General features: G+C 31.4%; 15 protein-coding genes. All 15 read right to left on the bottom strand.

Annotated features, from left to right (window positions below):
• Positions 1–26 precede the first annotated feature (26 nt).
• On the bottom strand, positions 27–944 hold the full coding sequence (locus tag HMPREF2578_RS03510; RefSeq protein ID WP_017174554.1) for an RluA family pseudouridine synthase: 918 nt from the start codon (positions 942–944) through the stop codon (positions 27–29).
• 11 nt (positions 945–955) lie between these two features.
• Positions 956–1,432 carry a signal peptidase II gene (lspA, locus tag HMPREF2578_RS03505; protein WP_002448847.1) on the bottom strand — a complete coding sequence of 159 codons (477 nt, stop codon included), beginning with the start codon at positions 1,430–1,432 and terminating at the stop codon, positions 956–958.
• An 84-nt stretch (positions 1,433–1,516) separates the two neighbouring features.
• Positions 1,517–1,993: a CHAP domain-containing protein gene (locus HMPREF2578_RS03500; protein ID WP_025987213.1), complete on the bottom strand. Its 477-nt coding sequence runs from the start codon at positions 1,991–1,993 to the stop codon at positions 1,517–1,519.
• Between the two features lie 4 nt (positions 1,994–1,997).
• Positions 1,998–2,792, bottom strand: coding sequence for a VOC family protein (locus HMPREF2578_RS03495; RefSeq protein WP_017174552.1), 795 nt, complete (start codon positions 2,790–2,792; stop codon positions 1,998–2,000).
• 192 nt (positions 2,793–2,984) lie between these two features.
• Positions 2,985–4,394: an NAD(P)H-binding protein gene (locus HMPREF2578_RS03490; protein ID WP_029376747.1), complete on the bottom strand. Its 1,410-nt coding sequence runs from the start codon at positions 4,392–4,394 to the stop codon at positions 2,985–2,987.
• Positions 4,395–4,590: 196 nt separating this feature from the next.
• The gene (ileS, locus tag HMPREF2578_RS03485) at positions 4,591–7,341 is read right to left on the bottom strand and encodes an isoleucine--tRNA ligase (protein WP_037540983.1); all 2,751 of its coding nucleotides are present in this window, start codon (positions 7,339–7,341) and stop codon (positions 4,591–4,593) included.
• 219 nt (positions 7,342–7,560) lie between these two features.
• Entirely contained in the window at positions 7,561–8,241 is a 681-nt protein-coding gene (locus HMPREF2578_RS03480; protein WP_037540982.1) for a DivIVA domain-containing protein, read from the bottom strand.
• Between the two features lie 63 nt (positions 8,242–8,304).
• On the bottom strand, positions 8,305–9,078 hold the full coding sequence (locus HMPREF2578_RS03475) for a YlmH family RNA-binding protein (RefSeq protein WP_029376746.1): 774 nt from the start codon (positions 9,076–9,078) through the stop codon (positions 8,305–8,307).
• 75 nt (positions 9,079–9,153) lie between these two features.
• Entirely contained in the window at positions 9,154–9,450 is a 297-nt protein-coding gene (locus tag HMPREF2578_RS03470) for a YggT family protein (RefSeq protein ID WP_002455457.1), read from the bottom strand.
• Positions 9,451–9,472: 22 nt separating this feature from the next.
• Positions 9,473–10,063, bottom strand: a complete 591-nt coding sequence (gene sepF / locus HMPREF2578_RS03465) for a cell division protein SepF (protein WP_002455458.1) — start codon at positions 10,061–10,063, stop codon at positions 9,473–9,475.
• Positions 10,064–10,068: 5 nt separating this feature from the next.
• Entirely contained in the window at positions 10,069–10,743 is a 675-nt protein-coding gene (locus HMPREF2578_RS03460) for a YggS family pyridoxal phosphate-dependent enzyme (RefSeq protein ID WP_017174546.1), read from the bottom strand.
• Positions 10,744–10,805: 62 nt separating this feature from the next.
• Positions 10,806–11,636 (bottom strand): peptidoglycan editing factor PgeF, encoded by an 831-nt coding sequence (gene pgeF, locus HMPREF2578_RS03455; RefSeq protein ID WP_048685142.1) that lies wholly within the window; start codon positions 11,634–11,636, stop codon positions 10,806–10,808.
• 154 nt (positions 11,637–11,790) lie between these two features.
• The gene (gene ftsZ / locus HMPREF2578_RS03450) at positions 11,791–12,969 is read right to left on the bottom strand and encodes a cell division protein FtsZ (protein ID WP_017174544.1); all 1,179 of its coding nucleotides are present in this window, start codon (positions 12,967–12,969) and stop codon (positions 11,791–11,793) included.
• 29 nt (positions 12,970–12,998) lie between these two features.
• Complete coding sequence (gene ftsA, locus HMPREF2578_RS03445) at positions 12,999–14,432, bottom strand: cell division protein FtsA (RefSeq protein WP_017174543.1); 1,434 nt, start codon at positions 14,430–14,432, stop codon at positions 12,999–13,001.
• 103 nt (positions 14,433–14,535) lie between these two features.
• Complete coding sequence (locus tag HMPREF2578_RS03440) at positions 14,536–15,681, bottom strand: cell division protein FtsQ/DivIB (protein WP_019835559.1); 1,146 nt, start codon at positions 15,679–15,681, stop codon at positions 14,536–14,538.
• Between the last annotated feature and the right edge of the window lie 8 nt (positions 15,682–15,689).

Here is a 15,689-nt window from a genome sequence, read left to right as displayed (position 1 = left end):
TTAATTTACGACTTTGTTCTCTAATTTTATGATTCTCTTAATCGAATATCTTCTAATAGCGATTGAAACTCTTGAGGTAACTCAGCATGACGTTCAATATATTCATGAGTGACAGGATGTTCAAAACCAATAACTCCAGCATGTAAAGCTTGTCCACCAATATCTAATGTTTTTCTAGGACCATATTTAGGATCTCCAACAAGTGGGAACCCAATATATTTCATATGAACACGAATTTGATGAGTACGACCTGTTTCTAATTGACATTCAATTAATGTATAGTCATTGAAATGTTCTATTACATTAAAATGAGTCACTGCTTCTTTTCCATCATCAACAACATCCATAGATTGACGGTCTTTTTTGTTTCTGCCTATTGGAGCATCAATTGTTCCATAATCATGAGGGATATTACCATGTACTAAAGCTGTATACTTACGCTTTACTGTTTTATCCATAAGTTGTTCTACTAGACCACGATGTGCTATATCATTTTTAGCTACCATAAGTAAACCAGACGTATCTTTATCAATACGATGAACAATACCAGGACGTATCTCTCCATTGATACCTGATAAATCTTTAATTTGATACATTAACCCATTAACTAATGTACCTGTATAATGACCTGGTGAAGGGTGTACAACCATGCCTTTAGGTTTATAAACAATGGCTACATCTTCATCTTCATAATAAATATCTAAATTGAGGTTCTCCGGTAAAATATCGGCTTCAACCACTTCTTTTTCAGTCACTTGAATCTCATCATTTAATTTAACTTTATAATTTGATTTGATTATTTTACCATTAACAGTGACTAAATCATTTTTAATCCAATCTTGAAGTTGACTTCTAGACCACTCACTATTGAAATCAGATAATAATTTATCAATACGCTGACCTACGAGTGCTTCATCTTCTATTTTATATTCATACGTTTCCACTACGTGCCCTCCTATTCTTTTTTAGTTGCATCCTTAACCAATGCAATAATGACAAAAATAACACCAATTGTTAAGCTTGAATCTGCGATATTAAAAATTGGAAAATCATATCCAAAAATATTTGTATCAATGAAATCAACAACTTCACCATTGAATAAACGATCGATAAAGTTACCTAATGCACCAGCAAATAATAAGCTAATTGCAACTTGCATAAACGCATTATATTTAGTTTCTTTAATATAAAATATAATAAGTACAGCTAAAATAATAAGAGTAATAATATAGAAAAATCCCATTTTACCACTTAAAATCCCCCATGCTGCACCATTATTTCTATGTGATGTAATATTTAAAAAATGAGGAATCACTTCATAAGAATCACCAATGTTCATGGTTGCTGTAATTATTTTTTTAGTTAATTGGTCTATAATTAAAATCACGATGGCTACTATTAAAGATAAACCAATATAATATTTCTTTTTCATTCATGTGCCTCCATTCAGCCCTCAACTCTTTGACAACACTCTACATTATAGCCTACTACTTAGCATAAAAAAAGCTACAATCTTCTATGTCATATTTGTGTTACTTTTAGGATGAATATAATTAAATTGATCGACTTGATCAACATCTACAAAACGTGTTGTAATTTCGTAAGGTTTTCTGAAATTCATATCAGAGACTATTAAAGAGCCATCATTATTGACTTGTTCTACATAAGCAACATGTCCATGTTTTCCTTTTGGATAATGTAAAATAGAACCCTTAGTTGGATTTTCATTGACTGTATACCCTTGTTTCTTAGCCTTATTTGCCCAATGTTTAGCGTCACCCCATTGGTTACTTATTAAATGATGGTCTTCTTTTACTCGATCAAATACATAGTAAGTACATTGACCTTTAGCGTATGTGTTATATTTCATAGGATTTTTTTCCCAAAAATGAATTGTAGGTTCAGTCATATCTTGATTGTCTAGACCATCAAAAACTGCACCGGCCGTAAATATCATGCACACAAACACCATTAAAAAAATCCATTTTTTCATTTCATCACTCTACCTCTATAAAATTAAATCTAAACTGGATACCATCTGGACCTTTTATATTGATATGATGTGTTTCTGGATAATGAAAGTCAACGATAGATAAACCATAAGTATGTTCATTATCTATTCGCTTTATTTTTGAATTCCATTGATTCATTGAAAGATGACAATAATATTGTTCAGAAGCTAAATAAAACGATTCATCATCTAAATATGCAGAAGGTACTAGTCCAAAATGGTTTAAATAATACTCTCTTACTTCATTTAATCGAATGGTTTTTAAACTAATATTCCCAATTTTACTATCATTAGGTAAACCTTGCCATCCGATGGTGGATGCATATGGTAATAATGAAGAAACATCGAGCGGCTTAATATTGAGTCTAATCCATTCACTTTCTTGTTTCCAATCAGAAATCGCTTTATCAACATAAAATTTAAACATATGACCTTCTGGATCTTCGACAAAAATAAATGTACATACATTTTGTTCTCCACCATTAATTGGTAACTCATAATCATTTAACTTTTCGATTAGATCTGCCAGATGTTGTTTATTGGATAATTGAATTCCTATATAAAATAAACCAGCTTCTTGAGATAAAGGATTTCGTCCAGACTTTATCTCTCTTAAAGTAATATAATGGTGACTGTCTCCAACTTGATATTTGACAGCGGTTAATGTCTCTTCCACTTTTTTAAACCCTAATAATTCTTCATAGAACGGTTGTAAAGTACGTAAATCTCTTACATTTAAAGTGATACCATTAATAAAATGTGCATCATTATCATGAAACATAGGACACCTCCTAAATTTTAAAATCTCTCTTTCAATTTAAAAAAGCTATGATTAATGATTATTCTATAATAAAATATTTAAAATTTTATCAGTCTTAATGCGTAATATTCAACTATTTAGACTAAAAAAGCTTTCGATAGAGAGAACTTCATTGCGTTTCCATCGAAAACTTTTAAATATATATAAAGTACATTATTTTTTAGCTAAAACTTTATTGTAGATTCTTGTACCAACACATGCACCAATCATTACACCAGTAGTCATAGCAAGATTAGTAAAAATTTTATTAACGGAATCTTGTTTATCTTTTTCATAACTAGCTAAATGATTCATATGCTGTTTGAATACACCCATCACAAACTTATGTGCAATGGCTTGAGTAAACTTATAAACTCCCCATGGTAATGTTGATTCATATTCTTGCAACGCTGCAATACCTTCGTTGGTATCTAATATACGTCTAAATTCAAATCGTGCATTACTACTGTCTTTAACCATAGCTAAATCTCCACCAACAATTTTATACACAATCATTTCATTAATAGAATCATGATTATCTCTTTTCATTTTTAAAATACATTTCCTTATTAATGGTAATTGAATATTAAATTCATGCTCATTAATGGTACCATTTACTAAATGGAGCGTGATATTATTAATAAATTCTGCATATTCTCTTGTTACATCCTGTATCGAATAACTTTCCGGAATTCTAAAACGCGTCATTGCTCTAACATCTTTAACTTCATCTCTCTTATTTTGATTTGATTTAGATTGTTTTGTAGTTATTATTTGTTGTTCATCTTGTTTTTCTTTAAGTGCTTTTTTCACATTTTCTTTACCATTCATTTTCTCTTTAATCCAATATCGACTTAACCGAATAAGGATGGTTGGTAAGTGCAATATAAACAAATGTTTATCAAGAATAGTCGCTATACGTTCAAATAATTCTTGATAATTCATTACCTTAGGCCTTGTAATATTAAATACTTCATTTTCTTTAGGAGAACGTTCGACTAACATAGCTAATTTATCAATAACATCATCCATACATACTGGCGCAATCATATTGTAAGCCCAGTTCGGTAGAATCATTGCTGACAAACGCTCTATCATTCTTTTAAAAATAGGATATGAACTACCGTTTGAATCTATAATTAACCCAGCACGTAATGTGCTTACAGGGACACCATAATATCTTAATATTTTTTCACATTCTAACCGACTTTTTAAGTGAAGTGACAAATGACTATCATTCGTGATAATACCACTCATAAATATAATGTGTTTGACCCCATGTTTTTTCGCTACGCGCCCAACATTATCAGCTAGTAGTGCATCCATATCTTCAAAATTAGCCTGTGTAAGTTTAGCACTTGTCTTCATTGAATGACCAAGATAAATCGCAGTATCTATACCTTTCATTACTTCAGTTATAGCATCTAAATCAAATAAATCTGCTGATTTCCAAGTTACATTTTTTTCATTTTTTTTATTTTGAGCATTTCTTGATATTGCGATAATCTCATGATTAACTTTTAATTTATCTTTTAAGTGACTACCAATATATCCAGAAGCCTCTGTTAGTAAAATCTTACCCATCATTTTATCTCTCTTCCTATATTACTTACGAGAAACATTCTATCACTTATTATTTGATATAACCTCATCCGTTTTTATCTAAACTTGAAACTCTATTCAGATATATTTTCAAATTATTATTATTTAATATTTATATACTTTATAAAAAAACGCTCGTAACCCTTAATTAGGTTACAAGCGTTCTATCTCTATTGAATTAAACTAAAGTTTTTACGACTTCTTGACAACGTGGACATAAATGATCAAGTTCACCAACAGATCCTAATGTTTCACTATAATTCCAACATCTTTCACATTTTTCACCTGAAGCATGTTCAATACGAATGTCACCATGTTGGTATTCATTTCCATTGTCTACTTTTTCAGTCACTTCAACTTGAGAGACGATAAATAATTGTTGTAAGTCATTAAATTGTTGTAAAAATTCTGCAGCTTTAAAGTGATCATTGTTTCCAATCACTACTTTAGCTTCAAGAGATTTACCGATAACTTTTTCATTACGTGCTGCTTCTAATGCACGGTTTACATCATCACGTAATGACATAAATTGATTCCATTTATCTAATAACTCTTGATCAACGTCCACAACTTTTGGCATATCTGCTAAGTGAACACTTTCTTCTTTAACATGTGGTGTATGAGACCATACTTCTTCGGCAGTGTGTACTAAAATAGGAGCAAGTAATTTAGTCATATCTACTAAAATTTGATACAACACTGTTTGCATGCTACGACGTTTATGTGCGTCTTTTTGTTCAATATACAGAATATCTTTACCATAATCTAAATAGAAGTTACTTAATTCAACATTGATAAAGTTTTGAACTTCTTGATAAATATTTAAGTAATCAAAGTTATCATAGTGATTAATAGTACTAGCAGTGAATTCACGTAAGCGATTCAATAAGTAGCGATCTACTTCTAATAATTCATGTTCAGGTACACTGTCTGTTTCAGGATTAAAGTCGTTAATATTACCTAACATAAATCTTAAAGTATTTCTGATTTTTCTATAAACATCAGACGTTTGTTTTAAAATTTCATCTGAAATACGTACATCTGCTAAATAGTCTGTACTACTTACCCATAATCGTGCAATATCTGCACCTTTTTGTTTTACTACTTGATTAGGCACGATAACGTTACCTAAAGATTTACTCATTTTTTTACCTTCGCCATCCATTACGAAACCATGTGACAATAAGAATTTATAAGGCGCTTGTCCTCTAGTCGCAACTGCTGTAGTAATTGAAGAGTTAAACCAACCACGATATTGGTCACTACCTTCAAAATATAAATCGGCTGGGAAATGCAATTCTGGACGAGTTTCTAACACGCCTCTATGAGATGAACCAGAGTCAAACCAAACATCCATAATATCTGTTTCTTTAGTAAATTCTCCATTAGGACTTCCAGGATGTGTGAATCCTTCAGGTAATAAATCTTTAGCTTCTCTTTCAAACCAAACATTTGAGCCATATTCTTCAAATAAATCAGCTACATGATTGACTGTTTCTTTTGTCATAATAATATCGCCATTTTCAGCGTAAAATACAGGCAATGGTACACCCCATACACGTTGACGAGAAATCACCCATTCACCACGGTCACGAATCATATTATAAATACGTGTTTTACCCCAATCTACTTTAAAATCAGTCTCTTCAATCGCATCTAAGATATCTTGTCTCACTTTATTAATTGAAGCAAACCATTGAGGTGTTGCACGGAAAATAACTGGTTTTTTAGTACGCCAATCATGCGGATAACTATGCGTAATAAAGTCTAATTTTAATAAGGCACCTTTATCAGTTAAAAGGTCTGTTACAGCTTTATTTGCTTTATCATAGAACATACCTTCAAATTGTCCGCCTTCTTCTGTGAAGACACCTTTATCATCCAAAGGACTAATGACAGGTAAATCGTATTTTTGACCTACAACATAGTCATCTTCCCCGTGTCCAGGGGCAGTATGTACACAACCAGTACCAGCATCAGTTGTTACATGACCACCATTAATGACTAATGACACTCGATCTATGAAAGGATGTTGTGTTTCAACATACTCTAACTCTTTCCCTGTAAATTCTTTTTCCAATTGAATAGTATCTTTATCCCAACCTAATGCTTCAGAAACACTTTCAGCTAAAGCTTCAGCAATCACGTATTTCTTACCATTTACATTATATTGACCATATTTCAAGTCTGGATGAACTGTAATTGCTACGTTAGAAGGTAATGTCCAAGGTGTAGTTGTCCAGATAATAAATTGAGCATCCTCATCGATAGTACCTTTTGAATCTTTAACATCAAAGGCTACATAAATAGATGCTGAACGTTTATCATGATATTCAATTTCAGCTTCAGCAAGTGAAGATTCACTTGATGGTGACCAATATACTGGTTTTTTACCTTTATAAATTAAACCTTTATCAGCCATTTCGCCAAACAAACGAATTTGAGCTGCTTCATATTCAGGTTTAAGAGTAATATATGGATTATTAAAGTCCCCACGTACACCTAAACGTTTAAAATCTTGTTTTTGAAGTTCAACTTGTTCTAAAGCAAATTCTTTACATTTTTCTCTAAACTCAGCAATTGACATTTTTTTGCGATCAACGCCTTTTTTAGTCAATGCTTGTTCAATTGGTAAACCATGTGTGTCCCATCCTGGAACGTAAGGTGAGTAAAATCCTTGCATCGTTTTATAACGTACAATAATATCTTTAATAATTTTATTTAATGCATGTCCCATGTGAAGATTACCATTTGCATAAGGTGGGCCATCATGCAAAATAAATGATTGATTTCCTTCATTTTTCTCTAAAGCTTTTTGATAATGATTATTTGCTTCCCATTGCTCTTGAATTTTTGGCTCTTTATTAGGTAAACCTCCTCGCATTGGAAAGTCAGTTTTTGGCATTAATAAAGTTTCTTTGTAATTCATATTTTCCACTCCTTAAATATAAAAAGAACTCTAAGTTCAATTAATAGGGACGGGAAATCCGCGGTACCACCCTTCTTAACTCAACTTAGAGTTCTCTTCTTAATATTATAAAATTTTAATTTGCCAGTGATATAAAAAATAGACTTATATTAGGCTTCCACCGTGTCCTAACTCGCTGTGAAAAGTTTATTATTTTTTACGTGTCTGACATTTTATTAACTATTTATTTGATGATGATTCGCTACTTGAAACATCCTTATTTTCAGAAGTAGACTTATTTGTATTAGTTGTTTCATTAGAATTGATTGACTGATTTTCCTCATTTGATAATGTCTCAGTTGTTTCACTCGTTGGAGTTTCACTATTCGCATTTGGATTTACATCTTGTGGATTTAAATGCTGTATGTTTTCTTGTGTCACTTGTTCTGCATCAAAATCATAATTTAATAAGTAATCCCAATCATCATTTTTCAATAAATCCAGCTGTGCTTCTACAAGCATACGAAATCTTGATCTAAATATTTTAGATTGACGTTTCATATCTTCAGTTTGGAAAGATAAATGACGTGCTTTTTCAATAGCATCATTTACAATCACATCAGCTTGCGCTTTTGCTTTAGAGATAATTGCTTCTGATTCTTTTGTGGCAGCAATTTTTGTTTGTTCTCCAGCTTGTTGAGCTTGAATAAGCGCATCACTTACTGATTGATGAACATCTTGATAAGATTTAATATTAGTATCTCTCTCTTCAAGCACTTTTTCAAGTTGTTTTTTTTCTTCTTTAAGTCTTTCAATCTCATTACTTAATTGAGTTAAAAAGTCGCTAACTTCAGCAGGCTCCAAACCATTTTTCACTCTTGTAAATTCCTTATTTCTTATTTCATTAGGTGTAAAAGCCATCTGTTATCCTCCTTAAAACAAACCATCATAAAGGTGTTTTTATTATTTATCAATCAATATCATTTACTTAAATAGTGTTTGATACGTTATATGAACTTTTTCTTTTTTAGTTTTGCCACCTATATCAATAATTCGAGCACGTCCAAATCCTTGAATAGAGAGCAAATCATTGTTTTGAAGTTGAAAATCGGGAGAATCGATTAAAGTATGATTCACTTTTACCCGTTTTTTTTCAATTAATTGTTTAGCAATTGATCTAGATTTTCGAATCATTTCTTTTAAAACGACATCTAATCTTAAAGCACTGACTGTACTATGATGAATATTCCAATTCTCTTTTGATTGTATCATATCTTTAAATGGAATAGAATCAAGTTTGACTGTAGCACCTTTAATCTTTGTTAATTCCATCATAATATATGATTCCAATTGCTTTGTCAAAACAAACTGAATCGTATCACCAACAAGTATATCTCCTACTTGTTCTCTTTCTATACCTAAAGACATTAAAGTTCCAAGTACATGTTGATGTTGAATAGACACAAATTTCTCAGGATAATTAATTTGGATTAATACTTCTTCAAAATCACCTTCAGTAGGTTCAAAATAACTAGGCGCAATAATTGCTCTCTTTCTTTCTGCCGATTGACCACCGAAATAGCTCACTTTCATATCTTCAAAACTACCGACGATGACTTCTAATATATATTGTCCTCTAGGATCTAAAAATGAAGTCAATACAGGTGCATATTGTTGATTAACTTGTTCACATTTATCTAATAATTGATCAATAAGTGGTTGTTCTTCATTTCTAAAGTGCTGATAAATATCGATGATTAACGCCTCCTCTTTTAAGTGTTAAAGAGCCTGAGACATTATGCATATCACAGGCTCTACTAACTTATTATAAAATTATTTTAGTATTAAATAATTTAATATCATATCAAAAATACTTTTCAATCCATATTGAAATAATACAAGTACAAATAATGCTACAATTGATGAAATATCAATCATACCAATGGGTGGAATAATCTTTCTAAATGGCTCTAAGAAAGGTTCATATATCTTACTTAAAAATGATCCAAATTTAGATTCTCTAATTGTTGGAACCCATGAAGTAAAGAAATAAATAATCATTCCCCAATAATAAATTTGAACTAGTAATAATATAAAGTTAAATATACTAGCTAATATACCAACATCCATATATTATATTCTACTCCTTAAATTATTCGTAATGTTGTTGTGTATTCATCTGTTCAAGGTGATCGGTAATACTACCTGCCACCTCAACATTATCAGGTGTACAAAGGAAGATATCAGCACCTACACGTTGTATATCTCCGCCAATGGCATAAACTGTTCCACTTAAGAAGTCAATAATACGTTTCGCTGATACTTTATCAATACGTTGTAAGTTAACTAATGTCGCACGACGATTTTTAAGTTCATCTGCAATGTCTTGAGTATCTGAAAATACACGAGGTTCAAATAAGCACATTTTTGAATTTTCGTAATTACTATAACCTGTACCAGCTGATTGATTCATAGTAACAACATTTTTTGAATTAGACTTATTTGATGTATTTCCCATACGATAATTCCTTTCTTCAGTATTGTAATTTTTTGATACTTTCTTTTGAGGTACAGTTTTTAAGTGATTTTGATTATTCTGTGTTCTTTCAATAGGTTGCTGTTGCATATTACGATTTTGATTTTCTTCATTTTGTGTTACACGCTGTTGTCTTTCAGCAGGGCTTTCGACTTCTTCTTCATCTTCCATTAGGAAAAAATTATTAAATAAATCCTTGATAGCCACGGGGCTCACTCCTCTTCTCCAACAAGTTTAGTCCCTATTCTTATAAATGTAGCACCTTCTTCTACAGCAATAGTATAATCATTACTCATTCCCATAGATAAATATTCACATGGTGCATAATTTAATTTAAGGTTTTTAATTTCATCTCGTTTTAATCTCAATTGTTTAAATAACTGATGTATGTAGTCCTTATCATCGGTATAAGGCGCCATTGTCATTAATCCAACAATTTTAATATTGTCGAATGCTTTAATTTGTTCAATAAAATCATTAACTTCACTAAGCGCAATACCATGTTTAGTTTCTTCACCAGAAACATTCACTTGGATAAAGCATGAAATAGTGTGAGTTGCTCTTTTATTAATTTCTTTTGCTAAATTCAAACGATCTAATGCATGTAAATAATCGATGTCATTAATCACATCTTTTACTTTTCTAGACTGTAGTGAACCGATAAAATGCATTGTAACATCTTTAGGTAAGGCTTGTTTTTTTTCTAGAAAACCTTCTACTCTATTTTCTCCAAAGTGTCTTAAACCAGCATCATACGCTTCTTTTGCTCGGTCTATTGTAACATATTTTGTTACTGCAATCACGTTTGGAGCGGTCTTAATCACACTTTTTTCAAGATGATGATTAATTTCCGTTTGTATTTTTTCTAAATTTTCTGTCACTTTCATTATATATCAACCTCTTAACTTTGTAATGACATAAAGGATTATAGTGATATAACTGCATTACACTACACTTCTCCTTTTTGACCTATAAATGCTAGCATCCTGCCAGTTTTACCTTTTTCAACACGATAAGAGAAAAAAAGCGATAAGTCTTCTGACGTAGTATATTTTGTAATGTTAATATTTTCAGCTGGTACGCCACTATTTATTAATAATAAAGCGTTGGCTAATTTTAAATCAATACCATGTCGATCAGTATCTCGTGTTTCAATATATTTGTCAGAATTAATAGGCAATGTTTCAAATTTCTTTTTAATATCATCATTTATTTCATAGGTTGAAGAAGTCGCTGGACCTATGACTACATTTAAATCTTGATAGTCAAATTCTACATATTTAAGCATTTCTACTACTATTTGACCATATGTTCCTCTCCACCCCGCATGAGCTAGAGCGATAAAATGATGTTTTTCACTATAAAAATATACAGGTACACAATCAGCATAACACATCGTTAATAATATATCTGAATCATAAGTATACATACCATCAATTCCATATAATTCATTACCTAATGTCTTAATATTAGCGCCACAATGTGCTTTAGTAATGTGAGCGATATTATTTTCGTGTGTTTGAATAGGAAAAACCCATTGTTGTGTAGGAAAGTTGATAGCATTAGCTAATATCTCTTGATGATGCGTCACATAACTAGGTTCATCATCAATATAACGTGCCATATTAAATGCATCTCTTGGATATGGACTCTTTCCATCTTCGCGTGTAGTAAAACCAAGTGTTAACTGATCATATTGTGATGTATAACTCAAATAATGTGGCTGTTTTATAAATTTTTCCACGTTGTGAAAACCACCTTCACTTTTAAGAATAGTCATACCTAGACTATTGTTTTATATTTTATCAGCATTTCGATTAAAAGATGTAGATAAATGTATTATATAACATATTTCTTTTTAAATTAAACAAAACAAAAAGAGCAGCATTCTCCTCAGAAATCACTGCTCCTTTCTTTATATTTATACTTTAATATTAGCGTCTAGTTCTTCTAGAACGTCTTTCTTCTCTATTACGAATAAAGCTAGGAATATCATCATCTTTAGTAGTATGACTTCTTTCGCTTAGACCATCAGAAGGACGTGAATTAGATGTACTATGTGTGAATGAGTCTTCTTTTGGTGCACTTTGAGTTGATGTACTAGAAGTTGCACTTGAACCAAAACCAGTACTTGACGCTTTACGTCCTTGAGATGTTGGTTTATCTTCAAATCCAGTTGCGATTACTGTTACAACAATTTCATCTTGCAATTCTGGATTAATTACAGTACCAAAAATCATATTTACATCTTCATCTGCTGCATCTTGTACAATATCAGCTGCTTCTTGGGCTTCGAATAAAGATAAAGATTCTCCACCTGTAATGTTCATTAACACACCTTGAGCACCAACAATTGATGTTTCAAGTAATGGAGATGAAATAGCTTTTTTAGCAGCTTCCACTGCTCTATTTTCGCCTGAAGATACACCAATACCCATTAATGCAGAACCTTGGTTAGACATAATTGTCTTAACGTCAGCAAAGTCTAAGTTCACTTCACCTGATACAGCGATTAAATCAGAGATACCTTGAACACCTTGACGTAAAACATTATCTGCTTCTTTAAATGCTTCCATCATAGGAGTTGATTTATCAACAATATCTAATAAACGATCGTTAGGAATAACAATTAATGTATCAACTGCCGCTTTCATTGCTTCAACACCTGCTGCTGCTTGTGTAGAACGTTTACGTCCTTCGAAGCCAAATGGACGAGTTACAACACCTACTGTTAATGCTCCCATTTCTTTAGCAATTTTAGCAACTACTGGTGCAGCACCTGTACCAGTACCGCCACCCATACCAGCAGTAACAAATACCATATCAGCGCCTTGAATAGCATCTTCAATTTGTTCGCGTGATTCTTCAGCAGCTTTTTTTCCAATTTCTGGATTTGCACCTGCACCTAAACCACGTGTTAATTTTTCACCGATTTGTATCTTAGATTCTGCTTTAGATAAGTTTAAAGCTTGCCCATCAGTGTTAATTGCAATAAATTCAACATTGTTCATTCCATGATCAATCATGCGGTTAACAGCGTTGTTACCGCCGCCACCTACACCGATGACTTTTAATGTCGCCAAATGATTAAATCCTTGTTCAAATTCTAACATTTATTTTTCCTCCTAGTCTTAATGGCCAATTATTCAAATAGAGATTTCATAAGCTTTTTAAATTTGCTTTCTTCTTTATCAGATTTTTCATGTTCATCATCATAATGATGTGTTCCATCTTGATGGTTGTTTTCATCATACGTTTCATAATCATCATGTTTCTCCGCTTTTTCACGTACTTCCGGCTGATGATTTTCGTCAGTGTCTTCGTTTTTATTAGATTTACGTTTAAACCAGTCAAAGCCACCTGATTTTGAAGTATGATTGTGTTCGTCATTTTCAATGACTTCTTCTTCAAATTCATCATTATCTTGATAATTTATTGTAACATAATCTAATAATTCATCAAATGTGATACTACTAGATATTGTAGAAATCGCTGAAGTAAATTCAGGTTTTCTAATTCCCATTTGAGAAGGTGTATGGATTCTTATTTTTTCATTAACCATTGTACTTAGTAATTCTTTAACGCCCAATAAGTTTGAAGAACCACCTGTAACAATGAATCCACCATTTACTTTAGTTAATCCTAAATCTACCAACACATCAAATACTTCATCAAAGATATCTTGCACTGTTCTTTCAATAACTGCACTTAAATCTTTTTGAGTATACTCTACTAATTCGTCACTATCTACCTGATCAACACTGAAAACGTCTTGATCAGACGCTGATTGTGTATAAGCATGTCCATATTGATGTTTAATTTTTTCAGCTGTTTCATATGTAGTGTTTAATTCTTCTGCGATATCATCTGTAATATCACGTCCAGCTAATTCAATTGAATCGGCATCTACAAGTTCACCGCGTTCATAAAAGGCGATTTGAGTGAGATCTTCACCAATATCAATTACACATGCACCTAATTCTTTTTCAGTTGCAGATAAAATAGAGCCATAGTTATAAGCATCTGAATAGACGTCCAATACATCTACTCCACAAGATTCTACACATTTAATCATATTAATTAGAATTGACTTGTGAATTGCAATAACACCTGCTTCTACTTTTAACGAGTGTCTTGCAATGAGTTCTTTAGGATCCGAAACCTCGTTATCTCCATCTACAATGAATCTAATCGGAAACACATCAATAACTTCTGTATCAGGTACATCATTTTTTTGACGTATACCTTCCAATACTGTTTCAATATGTGATCCACTAATTTCTGTATCTTCGTAAAAATCAATTTCGTTTTCTTCATCATACACTTCAGTACCGATGATAGGTAATTTTAAGAAAACTTCTTTTATATCCACACCTGATGCGATAGAAGCTTTTTTAATTGTATCTTTAATTGCTTGTTTCGCAATATCAAAATCATCAATCAATCCATTCTTAATACCGCTAGTGTAGGTTTGCCCTGTACCTATCACATTAATACCATTGTGAAATTTTTCGCCTACTATTGTTTTAACACTTGATGAACCAATATCTATGCTTACATAGTAATGTTCCTCCATAGATAGGCACCTCCTGACAAAATACTATTAAAATACACTATATTTAGTTTACAATACGTCGTTTAGCTTGTGAACTATAAACACATATTATTATCGAAATTTTTTAATTATTTGTATCCGATTGTTCGCTTATTTTATTTAATGCACTTTGTAATTCATTTTTTGCTTCTGTTTCTTGCTGTGTTTTTTGACGAACATTTTGATCGGACTTAGAATTAATACTGCTATTTTCATTATATGGAATAAATGATGCTCCTACAGATAAATCAATATATCCTTGTGTTTTTAATTGACCTGAACTATCTTTTGCAAGAGATTGAGACATTTGAGGATAATACTCGATTTTGTTAGCTAGAGTATTGATGTCTCCTACTACTTGCATGCCATCTTTCATATATAAAAGGACTCGATTTTGTTGATTCTGCAAAGGTGCATATTTTATTTCTGAAATCATATCTCTCGTTTCATTAGACATTTTAGATAATGCTTTCGTGATACGATTTAAATTGTCACCTTTAAAATCTTCTAATACAGGTGCACTATTCGCAATATCACCATTATAATTGTCTAATTTTTTATTTCCTTCAATTATTGGCACATATTTATTTTTATCTTTTACAATACCTACTAAATTATTTTCAATAATTTTAACATTTAAAGTATTAGGCAACTGTTTATTAATCTGAACATCTTTGATTAATGAATTTTTCTTTAAATTATTGATAGCTTTGCTTTTACTAAAAGTATAAATGCGTGATCCTTTTTTGATATTTAATTCTTTTTCAACTTGGCTATCACTTACATTATGATTACCACTAATATTAACATGAGAAATTCTACTTAATGGTGTAAACATATATAGTAGAAATAATATAATTAAAAGTATTAAAGTAGTAACAATAATATATTGGATACGTTTTTGTCGCTTTCTTTTATCTATCTTTTGTTGTTCTCGTTTTTCAGCTACCGTTAAGTGACTATATTTATCATTTTGAAATTTATTGCGCTTTTCTCTTAACCTTGTTTTTACTTCTTTCTTTAAATTTTCACCTTTATTTTTCGAAGAATTTAAAGATTTATTTGACCTTCTATCATTTGAAAGATTCTTTTCTTTTTGGAGTCTATCTTTTGATTTAACATCATCTTTAATTTTTTTATTTTTATCATTTTCTAATTCAGTTTTGTCTTTATCAAATGAACGCTTGATAGAACGAATCTTTTTATTTCTATTGCCCCTTGTATCATCCAATTACTTCA

This window comes from Staphylococcus sp. HMSC072H03 (assembly GCF_001809305.1).
GTDB lineage: Bacteria > Bacillota > Bacilli > Staphylococcales > Staphylococcaceae > Staphylococcus > Staphylococcus hominis.
The sequence above is the reverse complement of the archived record's forward strand: the minus strand, read 5'-3'. Positions and strand labels throughout refer to the sequence as shown.

Coding starts and splice junctions, on each gene's coding strand:
- lspA (WP_002448847.1), bottom strand. CDS start 1,432: ATGAAAAAGAAATATTATATTGGTTTATCTTTAATAGTAGCCATCGTG.
- HMPREF2578_RS03500 (WP_025987213.1), bottom strand. CDS start 1,993: ATGAAAAAATGGATTTTTTTAATGGTGTTTGTGTGCATGATATTTACG.
- HMPREF2578_RS03495 (WP_017174552.1), bottom strand. CDS start 2,792: ATGTTTCATGATAATGATGCACATTTTATTAATGGTATCACTTTAAAT.
- HMPREF2578_RS03490 (WP_029376747.1), bottom strand. CDS start 4,394: ATGGGTAAGATTTTACTAACAGAGGCTTCTGGATATATTGGTAGTCAC.
- ileS (WP_037540983.1), bottom strand. CDS start 7,341: ATGAATTACAAAGAAACTTTATTAATGCCAAAAACTGACTTTCCAATG.
- HMPREF2578_RS03480 (WP_037540982.1), bottom strand. CDS start 8,241: ATGGCTTTTACACCTAATGAAATAAGAAATAAGGAATTTACAAGAGTG.
- HMPREF2578_RS03470 (WP_002455457.1), bottom strand. CDS start 9,450: ATGGATGTTGGTATATTAGCTAGTATATTTAACTTTATATTATTACTA.
- HMPREF2578_RS03460 (WP_017174546.1), bottom strand. CDS start 10,743: ATGAAAGTGACAGAAAATTTAGAAAAAATACAAACGGAAATTAATCAT.
- pgeF (WP_048685142.1), bottom strand. CDS start 11,636: ATGACTATTCTTAAAAGTGAAGGTGGTTTTCACAACGTGGAAAAATTT.
- ftsZ (WP_017174544.1), bottom strand. CDS start 12,969: ATGTTAGAATTTGAACAAGGATTTAATCATTTGGCGACATTAAAAGTC.
- ftsA (WP_017174543.1), bottom strand. CDS start 14,432: ATGGAGGAACATTACTATGTAAGCATAGATATTGGTTCATCAAGTGTT.